The 24294-nt window shown below is 62.6% G+C and carries 23 protein-coding genes; 8 read left to right on the top strand and 15 right to left on the bottom strand.

The annotated features are described in order from the left end of the window. The first annotated feature begins 73 nt into the window (after positions 1 to 73). A complete protein-coding gene (locus Q9R14_RS12125; protein ID WP_021233332.1) occupies positions 74 to 352 on the top strand; it encodes a type II toxin-antitoxin system ParD family antitoxin in 279 nt (92 codons plus the stop codon). Further along, positions 349 to 645: a type II toxin-antitoxin system RelE/ParE family toxin gene (locus tag Q9R14_RS12130; RefSeq protein WP_021233331.1), complete on the top strand. Its 297-nt coding sequence runs from the start codon at positions 349 to 351 to the stop codon at positions 643 to 645. The genes Q9R14_RS12125 and Q9R14_RS12130 overlap by 4 nt, the downstream gene beginning before the upstream one ends. Before the next feature lie 11 nt (positions 646 to 656). Here Q9R14_RS12130 and Q9R14_RS12135 read toward each other — a convergent pair whose 3' ends face one another. The 13 genes from Q9R14_RS12135 to Q9R14_RS12195 form a co-directional block, all read right to left on the bottom strand. Continuing rightward, complete coding sequence (locus tag Q9R14_RS12135; protein WP_021233330.1) at positions 657 to 1199, bottom strand: PRC-barrel domain-containing protein; 543 nt, start codon at positions 1197 to 1199, stop codon at positions 657 to 659. Positions 1200 to 1290: 91 nt separating this feature from the next. Continuing rightward, the gene (locus Q9R14_RS12140) at positions 1291 to 2112 is read right to left on the bottom strand and encodes a family 1 encapsulin nanocompartment shell protein (RefSeq protein ID WP_062127258.1); all 822 of its coding nucleotides are present in this window, start codon (positions 2110 to 2112) and stop codon (positions 1291 to 1293) included. After that, entirely contained in the window at positions 2105 to 3202 is a 1098-nt protein-coding gene (locus Q9R14_RS12145; protein WP_082824898.1) for a Dyp-type peroxidase, read from the bottom strand. The genes Q9R14_RS12140 and Q9R14_RS12145 overlap by 8 nt, the downstream gene beginning before the upstream one ends. A 56-nt stretch (positions 3203 to 3258) precedes the next feature. Continuing rightward, entirely contained in the window at positions 3259 to 5913 is a 2655-nt protein-coding gene (locus Q9R14_RS12150) for an excinuclease ABC subunit UvrA (protein ID WP_126014096.1), read from the bottom strand. Between the two features lie 22 nt (positions 5914 to 5935). Next, a complete protein-coding gene (uvrB, locus tag Q9R14_RS12155; protein WP_062126562.1) occupies positions 5936 to 7912 on the bottom strand; it encodes an excinuclease ABC subunit UvrB in 1977 nt (658 codons plus the stop codon). Between the two features lie 64 nt (positions 7913 to 7976). Beyond that, the gene (locus Q9R14_RS12160; protein WP_082824897.1) at positions 7977 to 9251 is read right to left on the bottom strand and encodes a DUF3422 domain-containing protein; all 1275 of its coding nucleotides are present in this window, start codon (positions 9249 to 9251) and stop codon (positions 7977 to 7979) included. Between the two features lie 40 nt (positions 9252 to 9291). After that, complete coding sequence (locus Q9R14_RS12165; protein ID WP_237237782.1) at positions 9292 to 10650, bottom strand: NAD(P)/FAD-dependent oxidoreductase; 1359 nt, start codon at positions 10648 to 10650, stop codon at positions 9292 to 9294. Further along, positions 10647 to 11477: an S-formylglutathione hydrolase gene (gene fghA / locus Q9R14_RS12170; RefSeq protein ID WP_062126555.1), complete on the bottom strand. Its 831-nt coding sequence runs from the start codon at positions 11475 to 11477 to the stop codon at positions 10647 to 10649. The genes Q9R14_RS12165 and fghA overlap by 4 nt, the downstream gene beginning before the upstream one ends. A gap of 147 nt (positions 11478 to 11624) precedes the next feature. Further along, the gene (locus tag Q9R14_RS12175; protein ID WP_062126553.1) at positions 11625 to 12023 is read right to left on the bottom strand and encodes a VOC family protein; all 399 of its coding nucleotides are present in this window, start codon (positions 12021 to 12023) and stop codon (positions 11625 to 11627) included. Between the two features lie 52 nt (positions 12024 to 12075). Then, entirely contained in the window at positions 12076 to 13185 is a 1110-nt protein-coding gene (locus Q9R14_RS12180; protein WP_017980840.1) for an S-(hydroxymethyl)glutathione dehydrogenase/class III alcohol dehydrogenase, read from the bottom strand. 341 nt (positions 13186 to 13526) lie between these two features. Next, a complete protein-coding gene (locus Q9R14_RS12185; RefSeq protein ID WP_020486678.1) occupies positions 13527 to 14738 on the bottom strand; it encodes a glutathione-independent formaldehyde dehydrogenase in 1212 nt (403 codons plus the stop codon). Between the two features lie 231 nt (positions 14739 to 14969). Continuing rightward, a complete protein-coding gene (locus tag Q9R14_RS12190; RefSeq protein ID WP_062126550.1) occupies positions 14970 to 15890 on the bottom strand; it encodes a LysR family transcriptional regulator in 921 nt (306 codons plus the stop codon). A gap of 326 nt (positions 15891 to 16216) precedes the next feature. Further along, positions 16217 to 16507 (bottom strand): metal/formaldehyde-sensitive transcriptional repressor, encoded by a 291-nt coding sequence (locus Q9R14_RS12195; protein WP_062126547.1) that lies wholly within the window; start codon positions 16505 to 16507, stop codon positions 16217 to 16219. A gap of 183 nt (positions 16508 to 16690) precedes the next feature. Between Q9R14_RS12195 and Q9R14_RS12200 the strand changes: the two genes are divergently transcribed. From Q9R14_RS12200 to Q9R14_RS12215, 4 genes are all read left to right on the top strand, one after another. After that, on the top strand, positions 16691 to 18208 hold the full coding sequence (locus Q9R14_RS12200; protein ID WP_240893578.1) for a cytochrome ubiquinol oxidase subunit I: 1518 nt from the start codon (positions 16691 to 16693) through the stop codon (positions 18206 to 18208). Further along, a complete protein-coding gene (gene cydB / locus Q9R14_RS12205) occupies positions 18205 to 19215 on the top strand; it encodes a cytochrome d ubiquinol oxidase subunit II (RefSeq protein ID WP_205499249.1) in 1011 nt (336 codons plus the stop codon). The genes Q9R14_RS12200 and cydB overlap by 4 nt, the downstream gene beginning before the upstream one ends. Beyond that, positions 19215 to 19331: a DUF2474 domain-containing protein gene (locus tag Q9R14_RS12210; protein ID WP_082824896.1), complete on the top strand. Its 117-nt coding sequence runs from the start codon at positions 19215 to 19217 to the stop codon at positions 19329 to 19331. The genes cydB and Q9R14_RS12210 overlap by 1 nt, the downstream gene beginning before the upstream one ends. Before the next feature lie 67 nt (positions 19332 to 19398). Then, on the top strand, positions 19399 to 19797 hold the full coding sequence (locus Q9R14_RS12215; protein ID WP_306002568.1) for a bestrophin family ion channel: 399 nt from the start codon (positions 19399 to 19401) through the stop codon (positions 19795 to 19797). A 41-nt stretch (positions 19798 to 19838) separates the two neighbouring features. Here the strand turns inward: Q9R14_RS12215 and Q9R14_RS12220 are convergent, their stop codons facing one another. Continuing rightward, entirely contained in the window at positions 19839 to 20123 is a 285-nt protein-coding gene (locus tag Q9R14_RS12220; RefSeq protein WP_306002569.1) for a BrnA antitoxin family protein, read from the bottom strand. Then, positions 20104 to 20421, bottom strand: coding sequence for a BrnT family toxin (locus Q9R14_RS12225; protein WP_031290428.1), 318 nt, complete (start codon positions 20419 to 20421; stop codon positions 20104 to 20106). The genes Q9R14_RS12220 and Q9R14_RS12225 overlap by 20 nt, the downstream gene beginning before the upstream one ends. Before the next feature lie 186 nt (positions 20422 to 20607). Between Q9R14_RS12225 and Q9R14_RS12230 the strand changes: the two genes are divergently transcribed. Together Q9R14_RS12230 and Q9R14_RS12235 are read left to right on the top strand one after the other, a co-directional pair. After that, positions 20608 to 21225, top strand: a complete 618-nt coding sequence (locus Q9R14_RS12230; RefSeq protein ID WP_015449304.1) for a recombinase family protein — start codon at positions 20608 to 20610, stop codon at positions 21223 to 21225. Between the two features lie 9 nt (positions 21226 to 21234). Beyond that, the gene (locus Q9R14_RS12235) at positions 21235 to 24240 is read left to right on the top strand and encodes a Tn3 family transposase (RefSeq protein ID WP_306002570.1); all 3006 of its coding nucleotides are present in this window, start codon (positions 21235 to 21237) and stop codon (positions 24238 to 24240) included. The last annotated feature ends 54 nt before the right edge of the window (positions 24241 to 24294 follow it).

Consider the following 24294-nt stretch of genomic DNA (forward strand, 5'->3'; position numbering starts at 1 on the left):
GAACGGCTGCACAAGAGAGGCAGGCGCCTTGAAACCAATGGCAGTTTTTGCCATAATGGTAGTGAGGTGATTTATGGCTTCGATGAACGTCTCCCTTCCAGACCCCATGCGGGATTACGTCCAGCGCCGCATCGACAGCGGGCATTATGCCAGCGTGAGTGATTATGTTCGCGATCTCATTCGGCGCGATCAGGGTGAGACGCAGGATGTCGAACGGTGGCTGCATGATCTTGACGCCTCGATCGAACGCGGCCTTGCCGATGCGGAGGCGGGGCGCACCCACGACCTCGACGACGCCTGCGATGCTATCATCGACAGGATTCGGACACGGGCAAGCGCTCAGCCGCAATGAAAGTCATCCTGACGCCGGATGCGCTGGCCGACCTCGATCACATCGCCGAACATATCGAAAAGGACAATCCCGCGAGAGCCATCAGCTTTGTCGAGGAATTGCGTGAGGCGGCCCGTCGCCTTGCCGATCTGCCCCAGGGCTATCCTCTGGTGCCTCGCTATGAGCGCTACGGTATCCGTCGCCGTTCCTATCGCCGCTATGGCATCCTCTACCGGCCAGAAGCCCACCGTATCCTGATCCTGCGCTTTCTTGGCCCCGGTCAAGATCATGATCGCGCGCTCCAATTGGTTTGAGCGATCGCTTGCTAGGGATTGATCGGAGCGAAGGCGGGCCAGTCACGACTTTTGAGGCCGGGCTGTGACAGGAAGCTCGGGCCGTCCAGCAACAGCGTCATGCGCGTGTAGCCGATCCTGAGGGATTCGAGCGGCACCGCTCGCAATGTCTCTTCAAGACCGGCATATCGCTCGTCCGAGATCACCACATAGTTTATCCTGCCGGTCGAACATTCGATCAGGGCCTCGACAACCCGGCCCAGATTCATCCCGCTCTTGTCATCAACCGCCATGCCGATCAGGCCGGTCGCGGTGAACAGGTTCGGCGTATCGGATCTTTGGCTGGCTGTTTCGGCCGATCGGCCGCCATCCTCATATTTGGTCTGCTGCCCCAACCATCGCCAGATACCGACGAGGTTCGTCAGCATCAGGAATCCATTGGTGGCAACCAAGGCTGTCTGTCCTGTGGCGTAGCCCAATGTGGTCCAGCAAACCGAGCTGATGCTGAACACCACGAAGCCCCAGCCCGTCACGCGCGCGCCCAGGTTGGAAGCCGTCATCATCGCCGCGATCATCGTCGCGATCGTGGCGAGCCAACCGACGAGACTTATCATCGTCCCACCCCTCGCTGCGGCCCGCGTGGGGGCGGCGCAACCGGCAACGCCTTCACGCCGGCTGCGCCGACGCTTCCGCTGTCGGGAGCGAAACAGCCGCCTCGCTCGTCAGCAGCCGGAAGGTGAAGCTCTCTTGCAGGTACAGCTCAACCACCTCGGCGGTGTGGCTGAGATAGCCAATCGACAAGTCCTGTCCGAGATCGAGTTCGAAATCGCCGCCCCGTGTTGTCAGGACGACGCCGCCCGTGATGCCCGGCGCCCAGATGATATCGCCATCCACCAGACGATTGATGTGCTGGAGCACCGGATAGCCCTCCTCGCTGCCGCCGCTGATCGCGGTGAACGGATCATCGCCCAGCACCAGTCGATAAGGCCCCTCGACCCCGGCAAGGCGCAACCGGTCGACGGCTTGGGCGACGATGGCGGGATATCCGGCGACGGCCGTGGGCAGCGGCACCGGCTCGTTGCTCGCGCCGGGACGGATGCCGCCGATATCGGCAGCGGCATAGCCATCAAAGATCGCACGATTTTCGGCAAAGGCGATCGTGCGGGCAGCTTCCTTGAGCGGCTGCCAGTCGGAATCTTCGGAGCCACGCTCCACATCGTCGATCGCAGCGCGGGTCAGCGTGAAGGGCACGCGCAGTTCGACTACGGCATTGGCCGCACGCCGCACGGCCTGGACGCCATCGCTCGGCGCATCGATCGGCTTGGTGTGGCCCGTGCCCACGGCCGCGAGCGTAGCCCCCTTCGGGTCCGGCACGTCCACGACGCGGCGCGCGGCCAGATAGCGCTTGAGGGTTCGGGTCGCCTCTTGTTCGATCTGTGCCCAGGCGGCGTCTGAGATCGGGGCGAGTTCGCGATGGAGGTTATTCATGTCCGGCCTCGTCTTTGAGTGATCCAATGCGGAGCGATCCGTCCAATGCCGTTGGAGCCTCCGGGGTCGGAGCCGTGGGTGCCGGCGCAGCCACCGCTTCATCGCCATTGCTATCGTCGCCATCGGCCGCAGGCGGCCCCGGCGTCACGGCGTCCAGAAAGTCGGCCGACGGCACGAAATAGAGCGAGCCGGTCACGGCCCGGCTGACATCGAGCAGGCGATCGTAGTTGCCGGGCGGCAGGCCGATGAACATATTGTCGAGCATCCGCTCGATCCGCGTGGGTGAGCGGGCGTAACCGATGAAATAGGTGCCGAACTCCCCCTTGCCGACATCGCCGAACGGCATGTTGTCGCGCAGGATCTGGAGTTGCTCGCCGTCCTCCTCGATGTTGGTGAGGACGTTGTGCGCGAAGCTCGGCTTCGCTGCCTCGTCCAGCTCGATGTCCGACAGTTTCTCGCGCCCGACGATCTTCTCCTGTTGCTCGACGGGAATCGCGTTCCACTTGTCGAGGTCATGGAGGTATTTCTGGACGATCACATAGCTGCCGCCAGCGAAGACCGGATCGTCCGCCGCCCCGATCACCGTGGCATCTCTCGCCCCCTGCTCGACGGGGTTTTCCGTCCCATCGACGAAGCCCAGTAAGTCGCGATCATCGAAGTAGCGGAAGCCATGCACCTCGTCCGTGACCGAGGCGACGCCGGCGAGGCGCTTCACGATCTGCGCGGCCATCTCGAAGCACAGGTCCTGCCGTGCGGCGCGAATGTGGAACAGCAGGTCGCCGGGTGTCGAAGGCGCATGATGGACGCCATGAATTTCCCGGAACGGATGCAGCTCCTTCGGCCGCGGTGCCCCGAACAGTCGGTCCCAGGCATCGGAGCCGATCCCCATGATGCAGGAAAGCCCTCCATCCGCTGCCCTAAAGCCGACGCCACGCACCAGCGAGGAAAGGATTGCGCAGAGATTTCGCACCGCCATCTCGGGCTTTGCACCCGCGCCCATCGACACCACGAGGAAGATGGCTGCACGAGTGAGCCGGGCATCGACGGCCTGGGAACGTGCGGTAACATCCTGAGCGACAGTGGAAGGCAAGCTCGTCTCCTATGGCCGGACCCGGCCCATCGTTATGGCACACACCCAAGAGGCGGCTAAAGCGCCGCCTTGAGATAGGGCGCGGTCAGACTGCCTTCCGCCTCTGCAACGTCGCTAGGGACGCCGCTGGCGATGATTAGGCCACCTTCCTCCCCGGCTCCCGGTCCGAGATCGATGACCCAATCCACCTGTGCGATGGCGCGCATGTCATGCTCGACGACAACAACCGTATTGCCCACGTCGACAAGGCCCTGCAGGTGCCGCATCAGCCGGTCCGCGTCGGACGGGTGAAGCCCCGAAGTAGGCTCGTCGAGGATGTAGATGGTGTTGCCGCGCTGGGCGCGTTGCAGCTCGGTCGCAAGCTTGATGCGCTGCGCCTCGCCGCCCGACAGTTCCGTCGCCGGCTGCCCGAGCCTCAGATATCCAAGGCCGATCTCCCGCAGCACATCCAGCGAGCGCATGACGGACGCCTCACCCGCGAAGAAGTCGCACGCCTCGTCCACCGTCAGCTCCAGCACCTGGGCGATGTTGCGGCCGTTCCATTCGACTTCGAGCGTTTGCGGGTTGTAGCGGCTGCCGTGGCAGGTCGAGCACGGCGCATAGACGCTTGGCAGGAACAGCAGCTCCACCATCACGAACCCCTCGCCCTCACATACCGGGCAGCGGCCTTCGGCGACGTTGAACGAGAAGCGGCCGGGGCTGTAACGGCGCTTCTTGGCCAACGGAGTGCCGGCAAAGATCTTGCGCACATGATCGAACAGGCCGCTGTAGGTGGAGAGGTTCGAGCGTGGGGTGCGGCCGATCGGCTTCTGATCGACCCGCACCAGTCTGCGCACATGCTCCATGCCCGCAACGATGCGGCCTTCGGTCTCTTCCTGCGCAACATCAAGCAGCGGATCGGCATCCTCTTCCTCGGCAGCCGGCGAGCCGCCGAGCTGTTCCGCGACAAGCTCCGGCAGCGCCTGGCTGACCAGACTGGACTTGCCCGATCCCGAAACCCCGGTGACAGCGGTGAAGCAACCGATCGGAAGCTCGACGTCGAGGCCGCGCAGGTTGTTGCGCGTCACCCCCTCTAGACGGAGCCAAGCCTTTGCTTCGCGCGGGGTCCGGTCATGGGCGACGGGCTCTGCGAACAGATAGCGGCGCGTGATCGACGCCTCGACGTCGGCCAGTCCCGCGATCGGCCCGCTGTAGAGCACTTCACCGCCCTTTTCGCCTGCTCCTGGCCCTACATCGACCAGCCATTCGGCATGGCGGATCACGTCAAGATCATGCTCGACGACGAACAGCGAGTTGCCCGCCGCTTTCAGCCGCTCAAGGATGGTGAGCAAAGCTTCGCCGTCTGCCGGGTGCAGCCCCGCCGAGGGCTCGTCCAGCACATAGACCACGCCGAAAAGCTGCGAGGACAATTGAGTGGCAAGGCGCAGGCGTTGCAGCTCGCCGGAGGAAAGCGTCGGCGTGCTTCGGTCGAGCGAGATGTAGCCAAGGCCAAGATCGATCAGCGGGCCGAGCCGTTCGAGCAGCTCGGATGCGAGACGCTGCGCGGCGACCCGCTTCTCATCGGAGAGGTTGGGCGTGCGGCGCACGTCGGGCGCTGCCTTGTGCGCCGAGCCTCCCGCCGCGACCCTGCGTTCAACTGCCGCATCGCGGGCCGCCTTGCCAAGAACATGGCCCTTCGGGGCCGCCGCGGCGCCCCCATACTCGCCATGCGCGACAGGCGTGAGCAAGTCCCGGAGCTTCAGCACCGTCAGGTCGCCAAACTCGGCGATGTCGAGGCCCGCGAACTTCACCGACAGAGCCTCGCGCTTCAGCCGCTTGCCGTCGCAGGTCGGGCAATCGCGGCCTATGATATATTGCGAGACGCGCTTCTTCATCAGCGCGCTTTTGGTGTTGGCGAACGTCTCCAGCACATAGCGACGGGCGCCGGTGAAGGTGCCCTGATAGCTCGGCTCCATGCGGCGCTTGAGGGCGACGCGCGTCTGCTCGGGCGTCAGACCCGCATAGACCGGCACCGTCGGCGTCTCGTCGGTGAAGAGTATCCAGTCGCGATCCTTCTTCGGAAGATCCCGCCATGGGGTGTCGACATCATAGCCGAGCGAGACGAGGATATCGCGCAGGTTCTGGCCGTGCCACGCGGGCGGCCATGCGGCGATGGCGCGTTCCCGGATCGTCAGCGTGTCGTCGGGCACCATCGTCTCTTCGGTCGCGTCATAGACGCGCCCGATGCCGTGGCAGGTCGGGCAGGCGCCCGCGACTGTGTTTGGCGAGAAGTCCTCCGCATAGAGCATGGGCTGATTGCGCGGATATTCGCCGACGCGCGAGTAGAGCATCCGTACCAGGCTGGAGAGCGTCGTCACGCTCCCAACCGAGGACCGCGCATTGGCCGAGCCGCGCTGCTGCTGCAACGCGACTGCGGGAGGCAACCCGTCGATAGCGTCAACCTCCGGCACACCGGCCTGATCGATCAGGCGGCGGGCGTAGGGCGCGACCGATTCCAGATAGCGGCGCTGTGCCTCGGCATAGAGGGTGCCGAAAGCGAGGCTCGATTTGCCCGATCCGGATATGCCGGTGAACACCACGAAGGCGTCGCGCGGCACGTCCACGTCGACATTCTTGAGATTGTTCTGCCGCGCGCCGCGTACCTGAACGAAGCCGGAGCGCGGCGCGCGTTCCTTGCCGGGGGTGGTTTGAGGCTCCTGATCCTTGCTCATACGGTCACTTTCACTCGGCGCATCACAGATAGATGAACTGACGGTACAGGCCGTCCAACTCGCCCCGGATCGTCTCCGCCCGATCCTCGTCATCGTTATCTACTGCCGTCAGCAGCGCCTGTTCCTTCGCGGTGATCCGGTCGCACAGCTCGTACAGATTTTCGCAGAAAGCCTCCGAATGGACCGACGGCTCTTCCCGGTCGGGCTGCGCCGACGCCAGGCCGCGAACCGACGAGAGCGGGGTGACATCGTTCTCTTCGTTGAAGGCGATCTGGCGCTGTCGCCGACTCTCGGTCTCGTCGATCGCGGCCCTCATCGCCGGCGTCACGGTATCGGCGTAGAGAACTGCGGTGCCGTTCACGTTGCGCGCGACGCGGCCGATCATCTGGATCAGCGCCTGGGCCGAGCGCAGGAAGCCCGCGCGGTCCGCATCGAAGATCGCGATCAGCGACGCTTCGGGGATATCGAGCCCTTCGCGTAGCAGGCTGATACCGATCAGCACGTCGAACTCGCCCGCGCGCAGGCCCTCGATGATCGCGACCCGATCCTCGACCTTGACGTCAGAGTGCATGTAGCGCGCGCGCACGCCCTGGCTTTCGAGGAATGCGTGCAGCTCCTCGGTCGCGACCTTGGTCAGCGTCGTGACCAGCACGCGCTCATCGCGCTTCGTGCGCTGCGCGATCTCGCGTAGCAAATCATCCCGCGCGCCTTGGGACGGGCGGATTTCCACTTTCGGATCGAGCAGGCCGGTCGGCCGAACGATCTGTTCGACCACCCTGCCTTGCGAGGCCCTTACCTCATAGGCGCCGGGGGTGGCGGACACGAAGATCGTCTGCGGCTTGACCTGTTCGAACTCGTGGAAGCTCAAGGGGTGGCTGTCCTTCGAGGATGGCAGGCGGAAGCCATAATCGATCAGCGTATCCTTGCGGGCCTGGTCGCCCCGGAACATCGCCGAGATCTGCGGGATCATCACATGCGATTCGTCGACGAACAGCAGCCCATCCTTGGGCAGATAGTCGAGCAGGGTTATGGGCGGGAGCGCTGGGTCACGGCCGCTCAGATAGCAGGCGTAATTTTCCATGCCCGAGCAATATCCGACCTCGCGCAACATCTCGGCATCGTTGGTGATGCGATCATAGAGGCGCGCCGCTTCCGTCAGGCGATTTTCGCTGGTCAGCCGCTCGACCTGCGTCTCCATCTCTGCGAGGATCGCCGTTGCGGCCTTGCGGGCCTGATCGGCGGTCGCCGCCAGAACGGTCTTGGGCGATACGAGATAGTGATCGGTGCTCTCTAGCTGCCTTCCGGTCGCCGCATCGAACCACTGGAGGGACGCGATCAGGCCGTTCGCCAATCCGACCCGCAGGGCCTTATATTCCGAATCCGCCGGGTAAACCTCAACAGCGTCGCCATCAGCGCGATAGGTGCCGCGCTTCAGCTTGTGCTCGGCCCGATCATATTGCAGACGCGCCAGGCCGCGAAGAAGCTCTTCCTGTCCCAACCGCGCGCCCTCGGTCAGCGGAACCTGGAGCGCGCGATAATTGTCGGGATCGCCCATGCCATAGATCGACGATACCGAGGCAACGACGATCGTATCGCGGCGCTCAATCAGGGATTTTGTCGTCGAAAGGCGCAACCGTTCCAGATGCTCGTTGATCGAGGAATCTTTCGGAATGAACTCATCGCGGCCCGGCAAATACACCTCTGGCTGGAAATAGTCGTAGTAGGAGACGAAATACTCCACGGCGTTTTCAGGGAAAAATCGCCGCATTTCGTCATAGAGCTGCGACGTTAGCGTCTTGTTGGGGGCCAGGATCAGCGTGGGACGCTTCAGGCGATGGATCACGTTGGCCATCGTGAACGTCTTGCCCGACCCCGTGATGCCCTTGAGGGTCTGATGGTGCGCCCCCTCCTCGATGCCGGATATGAGCCGCGCGATCGCTTCGGGCTGATCGCCCGCCGGGGTATAGTCGGAGTGCAAAATGAATATGCCAGTCGACATCAGATATCCTCCTGCCAGGGCCAGGCCATGAACGCCTCAAGCGTGCCCAAAAACGATTGTCGGGTCACATCTGCCCCTTCGCGGGCGGCTGTCCATGGTCCTTGTGTGCGTGCCTGATCCGCCGAACGGTCCACCAGACACCAAGGAGGACAAGGGGAACCAAAGCTGCGATCACCAGCTCAGGCGCCACTGCGTCGTGAATGCCCGGTATGCCCTTGATGAAATAGGAGAGCAGGCCGATCACATAATAGGAGATTGCGGCGACAGACAGGCCCTCCACCGTCTGCTGAAGCTGCAATTGCAGCTTCGCCCGGTTGTTCATCGAGGCGAGCAGGTCGCTATTCTGGCGTTCGAGCTGCACATCGATCCAGGATCGCAGCAAGGTGGTCGCGCGCGCCAGCTTGTCCGAGAGATTGGCCTGCCGCTCCTCGATCACGCGACAGGTCCGCATGGCGGGGGCGATCCTGCGATGCAGGAAGCTGCGCCAGCGATAGCAGCCGGGGACGAAGGTTTCGCCGAGTGCGGCAAGCCGTTCCTCGACGATCTCGTAATAAGCGCGGCTCGCGCCGAAGCGGTAGAGGCTGGACGCCGTGTCCGCCTCCAGCTCGGCCGAGAGATCCGTCAATCTGGAAAGCAGCGCCTCGCTGTTGCGCCGAGCCGACTTGCGCATCTCATCCGTGATCGCGGCGAGGCGCTTTTCTATATTGCGTAGATGCGGACCCAGCGATTGGGTCAGGGGAATACCGAGCAGGGCCAACGTCCGATAGGTCTCGATTTCAAGGAGCCGCTGCGCCAGCGCGCCAAGCCGGATCGGCGTCAGGCCGCGATCGAGGATGAGGATGCGGGTCAGCCCATCTGCATCCTGACGGAAATCGGTAACGATATCCGCCATGCCGTCCTCGACGAGCGAATGGCAGCGGCTGATCGGATCGAAGCGGTCAATGTAGGTCGCGGTCTCTTCCGTCCACGCCACCACGTCCAACCGGATGCCGCAAATGACCGGCCCAGGCGGGGTGAAGCCGTGCTTGAACGGGTCTTCGCCCGCCAGATCCCCGGTGTCGGGATCAACAGGCGCGCTCCACAGGTAGGTCGAAAACTCCGTATGCTTCTCACAATGCAATTTGCCCTGATCCCAGGTCAGGCCATGAAGGGGGGAGTTCTGATCGGGCAGCGACGCGCCCATTCGGCTCGATATTTCCGCGAGCGTCGCCTTATCCTTGGCCAGATTGCCTTCATTCATGAAGGCGAGCTGCACCAGGGCGCGCGGTGACTCGATCAGGAGATATGGGCGCGCATGTACCTCGTCGATGGCAACCCGCCTATTTTCATAGGTCGGCATACCATAGACAGTCGAACCGCCATTCGGAGCGCTGCCCGCTTCACTCAATCGGCTTTCCCCCCTTGTCATCCTTCTCCCCCACGTCGCGATGATCTAGATCGCCATAAGTAATCAGCCGAGAGCCACGATATCCTATGCCATGGGTCCACAGCCAGCTTAGTGCCACACTAAGCCGGTTCTGCGCCCCGATCAGGAAATAAATGTGGATGAGCTTCCACATCCACCACGCCAGGGCCCCGCGCAACTTAAACCGACCCATGTCGACGACGGCAAGGCTGCGGCCTATAGTCGCCAAATTGCCCTGATGCCGGTAATGGAAGGGCGCGACCTCGTTCTGCCCCTTCAGGCGCTGGCGGATAAGCCGGGCGACATATTGACCCGCCTGCTTCGCAGCCGGCGCAAGACCGGGGACAGGCTTGCCATCGAACCCGTTCGAGGCCGCGGTGTCGCCGATCACGAAAATGTCGCGATGACCCGGCACCGTCAGGTCCGGTCCGACAATCACGCGGCCAGCGCGATCGGCTTCAGCGTTCAGCCAATGCGCGGCGGGCGATGCCTGGACGCCTGCTGCCCACAGGATCGTTTCGGCGGGAATCTGCTTCCCATCCACGACGACGCCATCGGCGGAGCATTCCGTGACCGGCGTGCCGAGCTTGATTTCGACGCCGAGCTTTTCGAGCGCCTGCCGGGTATAGGCGGAGAGGTCTTCCGGGAAAGCCTGCAAGAGCCGTTGCCCGGCTTCGATCAGCACGACGCGGGTCGCACGCGGGTCGATCGACCGGAAATCCCGCACCAGCGTCAGGCGGGCAAGCTCCGCGATCGTGCCGGCCAGCTCCACGCCGGTCGGGCCACCACCGATGATGACGAAGGTCTGCAAAGCGGCACGGCGCGCGGGGTCCGTCTCACGCTCGGCTTCCTCGAAGGCGACCAGAAGGCGCCGGCGAATGGTGGTTGCATCCTCCAGCGATTTCAGGCCGGGAGCAAACGGTTCCCATTGATCGTGGCCGAAATAGGAGTGCCGCGCGCCCGTCGCGATGACGAGCGTGTCATAGGCAACCGTCGAGCCGTCCTCCAGAATGACGCGCCGACCGCCTGTATCGACACCTTCAACCTCGCCGAGCAGGGTCCGCACGTCCTTCCGCTTGGCGAAGAGCGAACGGATCGGCCATGCGATCTCCGATGGCGACAGCGAGGCGCCCGCCACCTGATAGAGCAGCGGCTGAAAGAGATGGTGGTTGCGGCGATCGACGAGCGTGATGTCCACGCCGCTCCCGGCGAGCCGCTGCACGGTTTCAAGGCCGCCGAAGCCCGCCCCCACGACCACCACGCGATGGCGGCCGTGAGCCGGCTCATGGCTGGGCGCGATTTCGCGCATGGTTGAAGGTGACGGCCCGGTCATTGGGACAACGCCGCGGCATGGTGGGCGATATGTTCGCCGATGAAACTCGCGATGAAATAATAGCTGTGGTCGTATCCAGGCAGCCGATGGAGCGTCAGCGGGTGCTCGGCAGCCTTGCACGCCGCCTCCAGCAAGTCGGGGCGCAGCTCGCGCTCGACAAACTCGTCATCCAGACCCTGATGGACGAGCAACGGCAGACGCTCGCGGGCGGCCTTGATAAGTTCGATGGCGTCATATTGCTTCCACGCCTCGCGATCGTCACCCAGATAGGCCGTGAAGGCACGCTCGCCCCAAGGCACCTGGCTCGGCGCTACGATCGGCGAGAAGGCCGATACGCTGCGATAGCGTCCGGGGTTGCGCAGGGCGGCAACAAGGGCGCCATGCCCGCCCATGGAATGGCCCGCGATAGCCCGGCGATCATCGGCCGGGAATGTGGCTTCGATCAGCGCCGGCAATTCCTCGACGACATAATCGTACATGCGGTAGTGTGCGGCCCAAGGTTCCTGCGTCGCGTTGACGTAGAAGCCGGCGCCCTGCCCCAGATCATAGCCGGGATCGTCGGCCACGCCTTCGCCTCGCGGGCTGGTGTCCGGCACGACGAGGATGATCCCGTGCTCGGCCGCGAAACGCTGCGCGACAGCCTTGGTGATGAAATTCTGCTCGGTGCAGGTCAGGCCGGACAGCCAATACAGCACCGGCACGCGACCGTCCTTCACCTGGGGAGGCAGATAGACGCCGACCTTCATCGGACAACCGAGGCTGATCGAGTCATGCTGATAGACGTCCTGCCAACCGCCGAAGCTGGCGTGATGTTCGACACGTTCCATTTTTGTTTCCTTGCTTCGACGGTTGGTGGACGGTGTGGCGATAGGAGCCCTTTTGCTGGCTGTTGTGCGGGGGGAAGCGCCGGCGCCTGTTTCAGCGCCGGCGACAGCCAGTCATAGGGTTGCGGGTATCGCCCTCACCTTCCGGCTTCAGATGAAGGTGTACGAGCAGACCTTGTTGCCCGCCGGATCACGCAGATAGGCCGCATAGGCACCCGGCAGATGGCCACGCGGGCCGGGCTGGCCCTCGTCGGTGCCACCGGCCGCGAGGCCGGCCGCGTGGAAAGCGTCCACTTCGGCGGGCGTCGCGGCGGCAAAGCCAACCGTCACGCCGTTGCTGGAGGGCGCTTCGCCATTGCCGGGACGGGCAATGATGAAGGCGGGCTTGTCGCGACCGTACAGCACCCAGCCATTGCCGAAGGGGCCGAGGTTCTTGACGCCCAGGGCGCCCAGAGCGGCGTCATAGAACGCCGACGACTGCTCGACGTCGGCAGCGCCGATGAAGACGTGCGAGAACACGCCGTTGCCGGAGATAACGGGGTCAGCCATGATATTCTTCCTTGAGGTTAGTGTTTGAAACTAAACGGCGTAATCTGTCGGATCAGTAGTGGATCACGGTGCGGATCGACTTGCCTTCGTGCATCAGGTCGAACGCCTCGTTGATCTCATCGAGACCCATGGTGTGGGTGACGAAGGGCGCCAGATCGATCTCGCCCTTCATGGCGTCCTCGACCATGCCGGGAAGCTGGGTGCGCCCCTTGACGCCGCCAAAGGCCGACCCCTTCCAGACGCGGCCCGTGACGAGCTGGAACGGACGGGTGGAGATTTCCTGGCCCGCGCCGGCAACGCCGATGACGATCGACTGGCCCCAGCCACGATGCGCGGATTCCAGCGCGGCCCGCATGACATGGACGTTGCCGATGCACTCGAACGTGTGGTCGATGCCCCATCCGGTCATCTCGATCAGCACTTGCTGGATCGGCTTGTCATAGTCCTTGGGGTTGATGCAGTCGGTCGCGCCGAACTGACGTGCCAGCTCGAACTTCGTCGGGTTGGTGTCGATCGCGATGATGCGGCCTGCCTTGGCCTGACGCGCGCCCTGGATCGCGGCGAGACCGATGCCGCCCAGACCGAACACGGCAACCGAGTCACCCGGCTGCACCTTGGCGGTGTTGTGGACCGCGCCGATGCCGGTGGTGACGCCGCAGCCCAGAAGGCAGACATGCTCGGGGTTCGCTTCCGGGTTGATCTTGGCGAGCGAGACTTCGGCGACGACGGTGTATTCGCTGAACGTCGAGCAGCCCATGTAGTGATAGAGGGGCTGGCCGTTGTAGGAGAAGCGCGTGGTGCCATCAGGCATCAGGCCCTTGCCCTGCGTTTCGCGGACCGCGACGCACAGGTTGGTCTTGCCGGACAGACAGAACTCGCACTTGCCGCACTCGGCGGTGTAGAGCGGAATGACGTGATCGCCCGGCTTGACGCTGGTGACGCCCTCGCCGACCTCGACGACGATGCCCGCGCCCTCGTGACCGAGAACGACCGGGAAAATGCCCTCCGGATCGTTGCCGGACAGCGTGAAAGCGTCGGTGTGGCATACCCCGGTATGCGTGACCTTGATGAGCACTTCGCCTTTCTGGGGCGGTGCGACATCGATCTCGACGATTTCGAGCGGCTTGCCTGCCTCGAAGGCTACGGCGGCGCGAGATTTCATTTTGATTTCCCTCGTTGGTTGAATCGGACCGCCGGTTGTGAAGCCCGGCGAAGCGCGACTCTCGGACAAACACATACTGGCGGGAGTATGTCTAATATACTCCTAGCCAGTATGCAAGAGGGATATCGACTGAGGGATGGAGGCGCCTGACAGGACGTCATGGCTTGGGAAAGCGCAGCGCGATCGTTGATGCTGCGTTTCCGGAAAGGGGCGGCTTGCCGATCCGGGGGGGAGTTAGATCGACAAGCCGGAAGGGGGTGTTCGTGCGGAAAGCAGTCCGCCCCCTACGACTCAGAATATCCCCCGGTCATGACCGGGGGATATTCCGGGTTAGAAGAAGATCAGGCCGCTACGGAGCCGTGCGGATCGATGACGTACTTGAACGCCGATCCGTCATCGAACTCCTTGTAGGCCGCCGGCGCATCCTCCAGCTTGATGATCTTCGTGTTCATCATCGGGGTCAGATAGGGCATCCGATCGTTCAGGATCGCCCGCATGAGGGCGTGGTTGTAATTCGCCGTCGGCGACTGGCCTGCCGACATCCGCGGCGACTTGATCCAGCCACTGGCCCAATCGACTTCCATGCTGCCCTTCTTGTTGTCCCTATTCTTGGAGATCGGATTGGGGCAGTAAACGCCGACCGTGCTGGTCATCCCACCGAAGCGGACATATTTCAGCAGCGCGTTGGTGACGGCGTTCTCGACGATCTGGTCGGACTCCGCCCCGAACCCGCGACAGTCGAGGCCCACATAGTCGATGACGCGATCGGCCTCGCGCTTGCCGGTGATCCGTTCCAGATGATCCTCGATCGGAATGCCGTCCGACAGGTTGATGGTCTCGACGCCGTGCGGCTTGAGCAGATCGAGCCGCTCCTGAATGAAGTCGGCGACGATGATGGCGCCGGCACCGAGGAGCTTCGCGCAGGCTGCGCCCGCGCGACCGACAGGCCCCGCGCCGAAGATCAGCACGTTCTCGCCGACGATATACGCAGGCTGCGCCGGCCAGTCGGGCGCGGCGAACCCGTGGAACGCGGTCGGCAGCACGTCCGAAAGCAGCGTCAGATCACGGATCTTCGCCATGGCCGCGTCCTTGTCGGGGAAGGCCAGCAGATTGAAGTCTGCATAGGGCACGAACAGGTAATCCCCCTGACCGCCGGTCCATCCGCCCAGGTTGAAGCCGTAGGCGCCGCAATCGACTTCGGGGTTGGTGTGCTCGCACACGTCCGAGCGCATGTGCTTGCAGTTGTAGCAGCGTCCGCAGCCGACGTTGAAGGGAACGGACACGATATCGCCGACCTTGATATATTCGACGTCGGAGCCGACCTCGATCACCTCGCCGGTCATCTCGTGGCCCATCGTCATCCCCTTGGGGACTTCGAACGAACCGCGGTAGATGTGAAGGTCGCTGCCGCAGATGTTGGTGGTGACGATCTTGAGAATGGCGCCGTGGGGGGCTTTCTTGCCCTGCGGCGTAATCAGCTCCGGGAATTTGAAGGTGTTGACCTTCATCTCCATCGGCTTCTCGAATGTGACGATCCTGTTTCCGGTAGCCATCGAATTATCTCCTAGCTCTCGTCCGCCACCCCTCAATAATGTTGAAGTTTCTACCGGACGCGCCAAAGGAGCTGCGCTGAATTAAATCAACACAATACGCCTTTGGCGATCCAGACCTCTTCATTATCGTCCATGCAGAATGGCTTTGGCTGCATGTGACAGCAAACTCGAAGTTTCTATCTTGAGATAGGAAATTCCTATGAGCGTTTTTCGCACCGCAACATTGCCGGTTCAGCCCTTTCGAGGCTGAAATTGGCGATGCAATGCAAGGATTTCCTGCAAAGGAGACACGACTTTGGGAGTGTGGACCAGCTCAAGAAGGGCTGCCGAGGGCGGCGACTTTGCCTCCCCCTTGACGCTGACGAATCCAACATCTGCGTGCGCGCCCGCACCCGTCAGTGCTGAAGCCTGAAGGTTTGGAATGTGGGCGAGGCGGGTCGCAAGCGATTGGGGCAAGACTGCCGCGTAACGCCCTGTGGCCAGATGCGCCGCCAGAATGTCGATCGTGTCCGTGTTGATCGTCGCGGCCGAGCAGTGCGCGAGCTGCAACTGTGCCTCGCTGGGGAGCGCGCCTGCCAGAATGCAAAGCGGCAGGCTCACGACATGATCCCACGCGACTCGCTTGGGCTGCGGCTCTTTGCTCATCTGGAACAGGGTCGTATGTTCCCGGTAGAGATGATGGGTCTCGAACTCGTCCTTCGGAACCTCGCCGAGATAGGTCAGCGCCATGTCCATTTCGTGATCCAGCAAGGATCTCAACAGCGAAGCAGTGCCACTCGCCGTCACGGTTTGCCCCAGCAAGGGGATTTGATCCGCAAGAGCGGCGCTGACGATCGCGCCGACAGCCGAAGTGCCTGATACCATGCCCAAGCGGAACAGGCCCTCCAGCCCTCGCTTGAGGGCCGACAGGTCACTCTCCAGCCCGTCACAGTCCCGTTCGATCTTCTTGGCCCAGGCGAGCACTGTCCCGCCTTCCAATGTGAGACCGTCATATCGCCGGCCATGCCGCACGATCTCGACGCCCAGATCTTCCTCTAGCTGCTTGATCCCCGCCGAAAGCGTCGGCTGCGACACGTTGCAGCTCTTGGCGGCCCGCCCGAAGTGACCCTCGCGATCGAGCGCTATGAGATATTCGAAATTCTTGACGATCATATGCTATCCCATCTGCCTGCGGCATCCGGCGCAGCGACAATTCGCAATTGCGCTCGACTCGCTCGGGCATGGCGGCGGCAATCCTGCACTGAGACCCTTGGAAGATAGATCGGTCAGGATGCGGCGGCGTGTTGAAGCTGAATCATCAATCCAAGACACGGAACCGGAAAAATATATATCCGCCTCTTCGGACGATCTATGAAAACGCCAACCCACAAATCGTACCAAGCGAAGATTGGTCGTATCTTCATTATTACCACCACATTACCGATACATACGCATCAGATATCCAGATAATTACCTATACGGGATGATCTTGGCCGCGCTCATTTGAGATATGTTCTCAATATCTTCATGACCCCCTCCATGTCATTATCGTAAGAGTCACCGTCCTGCCCCCCAATCGCCTTGCTTGAGGGTCCGAACGTCTCTTTAAGATGGCTCTCCATCACCTCCGCCATCAATCCGTTGGTCGCTCCCCGCATTGCCACGATCTGTTGGAGCAGGGGTGCGCAGTCCGTACCTGCCTCGATCGCCCTTTCCAGCGCTTCCGCCTGCCCTTTGATACGGCGAAGGCGTGTGATGGCCCGCTTCTTGTCCTCTGGTGAATGTGGCATCGCGCTTTCCTGAAAGATCACCACTACATACTATACAGGGGGGGAGTTTCAAGCCGCTTGTGAATTAAGGGTCGCGGCTCGTCGACGGCCTCTGCCGATTCATAGCTGCAACGGCCCGCTTTCCCCCTCCAAACATCAGGAGCTGATCTATGGTTCCCTGCCCCCTTGATACTGGTGGGGAGTATGGTATTAAAGTGCGCAAGGCTGTTCCACCTTTCGCCGAGCACGCGCCGCAGCACCACAACGCTGGTCGCAGTTGAGGAGGCCGAAAGTCAGGGAGAAAATCTGGTGCTTGCGAATCTCGATCCGGTAATCCTGGCGCGCGCGCAATTCGCGTTCACGGTCTCCTTCCACTTCATTTTTCCGGCCTTCTCCATCGGCACGGCAAGCTACCTGATGGTGCTTGAAGGGTTGTGGCTGAAAACGGGGAGCGGCGTTTACGCCAACCTCTACCGCTATTGGCTCAAGATCTTCGCCGTAGCCTTCGGCATGGGCGTGGTCTCGGGCGTGGTCATGTCCTATCAGTTTGGGACGAACTGGTCGGTCTTCTCGGCCAAAGCCGGCCCCGTCATCGGCCCGTTGATGGCCTATGAGGTTCTCACCGCGTTCTTCCTTGAGGCGGGCTTCCTCGGTGTCATGCTGTTCGGAATCAACAAGGTGGGCAAAGGGCCGCACTTTTTCGCGACCTGCATGGTCGCCGTCGGGACGCTCATCTCGGCGACCTGGATCATTTCCGTGAATAGCTGGATGCAGACGCCGGCAGGCTATGCGATCAATGCCAAGGGCCAGTTCGTGCCCGCAGGTTCGTGGCTTCCGATCATCTTCAACGCGAGCTTTCCATACCGCCTCGTTCACACGGTCATCGGGGCCTATCTGACGACGGCGATGGTCGTCGGTGCGGTCGGGGGATGGCACCTTCTGCGCGACCGCGCGAATCCCGGCGCGCGCAAGATGTTCTCGATGGCGATGTGGATGGCGGCGCTCGTCGCTCCGATCCAGATTCTCGCGGGCGATCAGCACGGCCTCAACACGCTGGAGCATCAGCCGGCGAAGGTTCTCGCGATGGAAGGTCATTATGAGGCCAGCCCCGACGGCGCTTCGCTCATCCTTTTCGGCCTCCCGAGCAACAAGGATGCGGTGGTCCACGGCAAGGTCGAAATCCCCTATCTGGGATCGCTTATCCTCAAGCACGATCCCAAAGCGCCCCTCCCCGGCCTCAACGACTTCCCGCGCGATCGCTGGCCGCCCACGCCGATCGTCTTCTGGTCGTTTCGGATCATGGTGGCGATGGGCCTCGCCATGCTGGGGCTGGGACTTTGGAGCCTGCTCGCCCGCTGGCGCGGCAAGCTCTATGACTGGCACTGGCTTCACCGCGCCGCTGTCGCGCTTGGTCCGTCAGGTTTCGTCGCGGTCATAGCAGGATGGGTCACGACGGAGGTTGGGCGACAGCCCTTCACCGTTTACGGCCTGCTGCGAACCGCAGAGTCCCATTCCCCCTTGGCCGCACCCGCCGTCGCGGCGTCCCTCGTCGCTTTCATCCTCGTCTATTTCGGCGCCTTCGGGGCCGGCACCTATTATCTGCTCCGGATGATGGCAAAGCCGCCCGCAGCCGGTGAGCCGGAACCGTCCAAGGTGCCGCAACGCGCGGCGGGCATTACGCCGGCGAGCGGCGTCGTGGCATCGACCGGACGGGAGGCATGAACATGGAGCACCTTGATCTCACCATAATCTGGGCCGGTATCATCGGTTTTGCTGTCTTCGCCTATGTCGTGATGGACGGGTTCGATCTGGGGATCGGCATCCTCTTCCCGAGCCTTTCGGTCGGAGGGGAGCGCGATCAGGCGATGAACTCGATCGCGCCGGTCTGGGATGGCAACGAAACATGGCTGGTGCTGGGCGGAGGCGGTCTCTTCGCGGCCTTTCCCCTTGCCTACGCCATCATCCTTCCCGCGACCTACCCGCTCATCATCGCGATGTTGCTCGGTCTCGTGTTCCGCGGGGTGGCATTCGAGTTTCGTTGGCGAGATCCACGCCATCGTCCCTTCTGGGATGTCGCCTTCAGCTTTGGGTCCGTTCTCGCGGCGTTCTCGCAGGGGATCACGCTGGGCGCGATCCTGCAAGGCGTGCGGGTCGAGGCCGATGCCTATGCCGGGGGATGGCTGGATTGGCTGAGCGCGTTCAGCCTCTTGACCGGCGCGGCAGTCGTAATCGGATATGCGCTTCTCGGCGCGGCCTGGCTGGTCTGGAAAACCGAAGGGCCGGGCCAGGAACGCGCCCGTCGACTGGCATTTTGGCTCGGCGGTGCGACGCTACTCGCGCTTTTCGCCGTCAGTGCGGCGACGCCGTTCCTGACCTATGACTATTGGCGACGCTGGTTTGCGATGCCCGGCGTGCTTCTCACCGCGCAGGTTCCTCTGCTGGTGGCAATCTGCGCTGCAACCTTCTTCTGGAGTCTGAAGCGCGGCGCGGAGCGTCTGCCCTTCATTATGGCGCTTGGCCTGTTCTTTCTCGGTTTCGTTGGGCTGGGGATCAGCATCTATCCCTATGTCGTTCCCCGCGCCGTCACGATCTGGGATGCAGCCGCTCCCCCGCAAAGCCAGCTCTTCATGCTGGCGGGTGCGGCCATCATCATTCCGATCATTCTCGGCTATACCGCGTGGGCCTATTGGGTGTTCCGCGGTAAGGTCGGCGCCCACGGCTATCACTGATGGATGAGCAAAAACCGCTCGGTCGACGGCTCGCCTGGATGGTCTTAATCTGGGCGGCCAGCGTTTTGGCGCTGGGGGCTGTCGCGCAGGTCATTCGCCTCATCCTCAAACCCTGACGGCAGCTCGTTTCGACGAGCTGCCGAGGGAAATGCCGGCAAACAGGCGAAGGACATTCCACGGACCATGATCGTTCGATCGCAACCGAGCTTCCAAGATATCATTTTCACCGTGCATGGCTCGATCTTGCCGCGCATCGCGCGGAGGCTGGCGGCGATAGCGATCGTCAGTGTGATCGCCATCCTGGCCGCCCAAGCCCATCCCGGCATTTTCGCGCGTATCTCGACGATCCCTTTCACCCTGATCGGCATCGCGCTCTCGATCTTCATGAGCTTTCGCAACAATGCCTGCTATGCGCGATGGTGGGAGGGGCGGCAGCTATGGGGCGAGCTGATTATCTCGGCCCGTTCGTTCGCGCGCGAGACATCGCTTCTCCCTGACGAGGATCGGCGAGCGTTGCTCCACAGCATATGTGGCTTTGCCTGCGGCCTCACCGCACGCCTTCGCGGCGAGGACGGGGTTTGAGTAGCAACGGAACAGAAAACCTACATAAGCCAAGCAGCCGCTTATCTCCGGTCCGCGTTGTCATGGACATAACGGCGCAGCACGCGGTTTATTTCGGTCTGGTATCCCCCCGATTGCGAGTGATCCTTGAACCAGCTCACCACATCGGTATCGAGCCGCAGGGTAACGGGTTTTTTGCGCGGCTTGTAAAGACCGGGACGCTTTGCCAAAGCCCAATTCTCAATCGGTGCCTCGGGAATATCCGCCGTGTCGATGTCAGTGTCAGGCATGTTCACTAGCTGCGCAATTTGGGCCGCTATGTCAGCCTCAGTCATCTTGTGCTTCATAACGTTTCCTTTCATCGGCTGTCGCTTTTCGGGCGCTGATAATACGTATGCTGTTCTCATCGTCACCCGTGGGGAGCGTGTGGACGACCGTTAAGATCAATATGCCGCGTACCAAGCCAATCGCGTGCCAGCGTTCTTCGTCGTTTTCATAGCGATCAAACACGATGATATGGGCGGGATCATCCCAGACCAGCTCAGCCAGCTCGAATGCGACATGGTGCTTGCGCAGGTTGGCAGCGGCCTTGTCGTCGTCCCACTCAAATATCACAAAACTTCCTGTATTGACATTATCGTGCATACATTGCTCGAGGGCCAGATGCAACGCTGAACCATGCGGTCACAACAAACCCCGGTTTGATGCGAAGCGGTCCGACGAACGCGATCGACCCACTGGACGGCCTTCAATCTCACATCTACCCGTCCAGAAACCTATAGCCGGTAAACCCATCGTTCGATAGATTGATGCAAGAGGGAGCGGGCGTCGATGCTGATCGGGTACATGCGGGTGTCGACGGGCGAGCAGAATCTCGATCTGCAACGTGATGCGCTCGATCGTGCCGGATGCAACCGGATCTTCGACGACGTTTGCTCGGGCCGTACGACCGAACGGCCTGGGCTCGACAAGGCAATCGATATCATGCGTGATGGCGACGCTCTTGTTGTCTGGAAGCTCGACCGAATTGGACGGTCGCTGCCTCACGTCGTCGGGCTGGTCGGAGATCTGCAGAAGCGCGGCGTCGGCCTGAAGGTGCTGACCGGCGATATCGATACGACGACCGTCACGGGCCGGTTAGTGTTCGGCATCTTCGCAACCCTGGCCGAGTTCGAGCGCGACCTGATCCACGAGCGCACGATGGCAGGGCTGGCTGCGGCCAGGGCCCGTGGCCGCGCGGGCGGGCGGCCACGGGTGATGACGAAACAGAAGTTGAAGGCCGCAATGGCGTTGATGGCAGACCGCGACAATGCCGCGCGCGACGTCGCTGTCCAGCTCGGAGTATCGGTGTCGACACTCTATGCCTATGTCGACGCCAAAGGACAGCCGCGAGAGCGGGCCAGCGAACTGTTGGCCAAGCGCGGGACCAGATCCGCGGCAGCGGCATAGCGTGAAGCGGTGCCAGTCAGCTTTCTCTCGGACGACCAGGCACTGCGATATGGTCGCTTCGTAGGCGATCCGACCTCGGAACAGCTGGCGCGGCACTTTCATCTCGACGATGCGGACCGGGCGTTCATCGGCGCACACCGCGGCGACCACAACCGGCTCGGTGTCGCGGTGCAGCTTGGCTCGTTGAGGCTGCTCGGCACTTTTCTCGAAGATCCGGCGCAAATACCTGCGTCCGTCACGCGATTTGCTGGCGACCAACTGGCGATCGACGGATCGGCCGAACTAATGGCGCGATATTGCGCGACCAAGGGACGATGGCGGCACGGCCCGCGCATCCGCATTCATTATGGCTACCGAGTCTTCTCCGATCCCGGCGTCGCGTTCCGATTGCATCGTTTCCTGTATGCGCTGTGCTGGACGGGCACCGATCGACCGTCGGCCCTGTTCGACGCAGCCGCGACATGGCTGCTCGAGTTCAAGGTGATGTTACCGGGATTGTCCGTCCTCGAGCGCGATATCGCACGGGTCCGCACGCGAGTCGCCGCGCACGTCCATCGCCGCCTGGTCGACAAGCTGACGTCAGAGCAACGTACCCGGCTCGATACGCTCGTCGCTGTTGCCGAAGATGGACGGCAAAGCCCGCTCGATCGACTCCGTGATGGGCCATATCTGCAAAGCGGCCCTGAGATCAGCCGGGCCATCGACCGACTGACCGAAATCCGTACATTCACCACAGGCTTGCCCGAACTCGACCGCGTACCGCCCGGCAAGGCCGCCGCATTAGCGCGATTTGCCGGCGCCGCGAAAGCGCAGGCCGTCGCCCGGTTGCCGGACGATCGCCGCGCGGCGACCCTGGTTGCCTTCATCCGGACGCTTGAAGCGTCGGCCAGCGACGATGTCATCGACCTGTTCGACGCCGTGTCGACCAAGATGTTCTCCAATGCGCGCATCAACGCCAAGGAGGCGCGGATGCGCTCACTGCGCGATCTCGACGCCGCATCGCTCCGGCTTCGCGATGTCGGGGCGGTGCTGCTCGATGACAGTATCGGCGACACCGAGGTCCGCGCAGCCGTGTTCGCGCTCGTCGACCGGGCAGCGCTGACCGAGGCCGTCGCGCAGGTGAACCTGCTCGCCCGGCCGACCGACGAGAGCTACTTCGTCGAGTTGCGCCAGCAGACTGGCACGATGCGCTATCTGCCGAAGATGCTTGCTGGGCTCGATCTTGCGGCGGCGCCAGCGGGGCAGCCGCTGTTGGACGCGGTCGATCACCTGCGGAGAGTTCACCAGGGTGAAAAGCGCCGTGGACCGGTACCAACATCTTTCGTACCCAAGGCCTGGGCCCGCCAGCTGAAGACCGCGGACGGTGCATTCGATCTGATCGGATACCGGCTTTGTACGCTCGACCGACTACGCCGCGCCATCCGTCGCCGCGACGTCTTTCCCGTTCGCTCACTTCGCTATGCCGATCCTCGCAAGGGCCTACTGACGGGAGCTGGCTGGGAGGCGGCGCGACCGACGGTATGCCGCACGGTCGGCGTGGCGGTCGCTGGCGACGAGGAAATCGCCAAACTTTCGGCGCGGCTCGATCTTGCCTACCGCGAAACAGCCGCGCGCGTGCCGGACAACGATGCGGTGACAATTACGAAGACCGCGAGCGCCGCCGACCTATCAATCGCACCGCTCGATAAGATCGACGAGCCATTGAGCCTCACCAACCTGCATAATGCGATCGATGCGCGACTGCCGCGGCTCGATCTCCCCGAGCTGATCCTGGAGATGCACGCGCGAACGGGGTTCGGGGCAGCGTTCACTCATGCCAGTGAGGGCAATGCGCGCGCTGAGGATATAGCGACCACGATCTGTGCAGTGCTTGTCGCGGAGGCAACCAATACCGGGTTCGAGCCGCTTGTCCGCTCGGAGGTCCCCGCCTTGCGCCGGTCGCGGCTGAGCTGGGTGAAGCAGAACTTCATGCGGGCCGAAACGCTGACGGCGGCCAACGCGCTACTGGTCGCCGCGCATAACAGGATTCCACTGACCCGTGCCTGGGGCGGCGGCGAGGTCGCCTCGGCCGATGGGCTGCGATTCACCGTGCCGGTCCGCACGATCCACGCCGGCCCGAACCCGCGCTATTTCGGGCGCGAACGCGGCGTCACCTGGTACAATCTGGTTTCCGACCGTTTTTCCGGGCTGAATGCCGTGACGGTCCCCGGTACGTTGCGCGACAGCCTCCATCTGCTGGCGGTCGTGCTCGACCAGGAAACCGAATTGCGGCCAAGCGAAATCATGACCGATACGGCCGGCTATACCGACACGATTTTCGGCGTTTTCTACCTCCTCGGGCTCCAGTTCTCGCCGCGCATCGCCGATATCGGCGGCGCGCGGTTCTGGCGTGTCGATGGAAAGGCCGATTACGGTGTGCTGGACGACCTCGCGTCGAACAGGATCAACACCAAGCTGATCGTCGAGCACTGGGATGACCTGCTGCGCCTGGCCGGATCGCTGAAACTCGGCGTCGTGCGCGCGACTGGGCTCACCCGTGTCCTTCAGACCAACGATCGCCCGACCAAGCTAGCGCGCGCGCTCCAGGAACTTGGCCGCCTCATCAAGTCGCTCTACATGCTGCGGTTCATCGATGACGAAACCTACCGGCGACGCATCCTGATCCAGCTCAACCGGGGCGAGAGCCGTCACCAGCTCGCCCGCACCGTATTCCACGGCAAGCGCGGTGAGCTTCGTCAGCGTTACCGCGAAGGGCAAGAAGATCAACTCGGCGCGCTTGGGCTCGTCGTCAATCTGGTCGTGCTCTGGAACACGATCTACATCGACGCCGCGCTCAACCAGCTCCGCACCGAAGGTCATGTGATCCTCGACGAGGACGTCGCGCGCCTCTCGCCGCTCGGCTCCCAACACATCAACATGCTCGGGCGCTACGCCTTCACCATCCCCGACATGGTCGCGCGCGGCGAGCTGCGGCCGCTCCGTGATCCCAGCGTCACGGGCATTGACGATGCCTGAAGCCGCGCCTTATGTAGGTTTTCTGTTCCGTTGCTACTCAACCCCCTAATAACG

The sequence above is a fragment of the Brevundimonas sp. C43 genome, from assembly GCF_030732185.1.
GTDB classification, from domain to species: domain Bacteria; phylum Pseudomonadota; class Alphaproteobacteria; order Caulobacterales; family Caulobacteraceae; genus Brevundimonas; species Brevundimonas diminuta_C.

What these genes read in the sequence shown, in the direction of transcription:
- Q9R14_RS12215 (WP_306002568.1), top strand. Translation starts at nt 19,399, where the DNA reads ATGATCGTTCGATCGCAACCGAGCTTCCAAGATATCATTTTCACCGTG.
- Q9R14_RS12165 (WP_237237782.1), bottom strand. Translation starts at nt 10,650, where the DNA reads ATGACCGGGCCGTCACCTTCAACCATGCGCGAAATCGCGCCCAGCCAT.
- Q9R14_RS12230 (WP_015449304.1), top strand. Translation starts at nt 20,608, where the DNA reads ATGCTGATCGGGTACATGCGGGTGTCGACGGGCGAGCAGAATCTCGAT.
- Q9R14_RS12125 (WP_021233332.1), top strand. Translation starts at nt 74, where the DNA reads ATGGCTTCGATGAACGTCTCCCTTCCAGACCCCATGCGGGATTACGTC.
- Q9R14_RS12210 (WP_082824896.1), top strand. Translation starts at nt 19,215, where the DNA reads ATGGATGAGCAAAAACCGCTCGGTCGACGGCTCGCCTGGATGGTCTTA.
- Q9R14_RS12140 (WP_062127258.1), bottom strand. Translation starts at nt 2,112, where the DNA reads ATGAATAACCTCCATCGCGAACTCGCCCCGATCTCAGACGCCGCCTGG.
- Q9R14_RS12135 (WP_021233330.1), bottom strand. Translation starts at nt 1,199, where the DNA reads ATGATCGCGGCGATGATGACGGCTTCCAACCTGGGCGCGCGCGTGACG.
- uvrB (WP_062126562.1), bottom strand. Translation starts at nt 7,912, where the DNA reads ATGTCGACTGGCATATTCATTTTGCACTCCGACTATACCCCGGCGGGC.
- Q9R14_RS12175 (WP_062126553.1), bottom strand. Translation starts at nt 12,023, where the DNA reads ATGGCTGACCCCGTTATCTCCGGCAACGGCGTGTTCTCGCACGTCTTC.
- Q9R14_RS12225 (WP_031290428.1), bottom strand. Translation starts at nt 20,421, where the DNA reads ATGCACGATAATGTCAATACAGGAAGTTTTGTGATATTTGAGTGGGAC.
- Q9R14_RS12220 (WP_306002569.1), bottom strand. Translation starts at nt 20,123, where the DNA reads ATGAAGCACAAGATGACTGAGGCTGACATAGCGGCCCAAATTGCGCAG.
- Q9R14_RS12200 (WP_240893578.1), top strand. Translation starts at nt 16,691, where the DNA reads ATGGTATTAAAGTGCGCAAGGCTGTTCCACCTTTCGCCGAGCACGCGC.
- Q9R14_RS12160 (WP_082824897.1), bottom strand. Translation starts at nt 9,251, where the DNA reads ATGCCGACCTATGAAAATAGGCGGGTTGCCATCGACGAGGTACATGCG.
- Q9R14_RS12130 (WP_021233331.1), top strand. Translation starts at nt 349, where the DNA reads ATGAAAGTCATCCTGACGCCGGATGCGCTGGCCGACCTCGATCACATC.
- cydB (WP_205499249.1), top strand. Translation starts at nt 18,205, where the DNA reads ATGAACATGGAGCACCTTGATCTCACCATAATCTGGGCCGGTATCATC.
- Q9R14_RS12190 (WP_062126550.1), bottom strand. Translation starts at nt 15,890, where the DNA reads ATGATCGTCAAGAATTTCGAATATCTCATAGCGCTCGATCGCGAGGGT.
- Q9R14_RS12185 (WP_020486678.1), bottom strand. Translation starts at nt 14,738, where the DNA reads ATGGCTACCGGAAACAGGATCGTCACATTCGAGAAGCCGATGGAGATG.
- fghA (WP_062126555.1), bottom strand. Translation starts at nt 11,477, where the DNA reads ATGGAACGTGTCGAACATCACGCCAGCTTCGGCGGTTGGCAGGACGTC.
- Q9R14_RS12195 (WP_062126547.1), bottom strand. Translation starts at nt 16,507, where the DNA reads ATGCCACATTCACCAGAGGACAAGAAGCGGGCCATCACACGCCTTCGC.
- Q9R14_RS12180 (WP_017980840.1), bottom strand. Translation starts at nt 13,185, where the DNA reads ATGAAATCTCGCGCCGCCGTAGCCTTCGAGGCAGGCAAGCCGCTCGAA.
- Q9R14_RS12150 (WP_126014096.1), bottom strand. Translation starts at nt 5,913, where the DNA reads ATGAGCAAGGATCAGGAGCCTCAAACCACCCCCGGCAAGGAACGCGCG.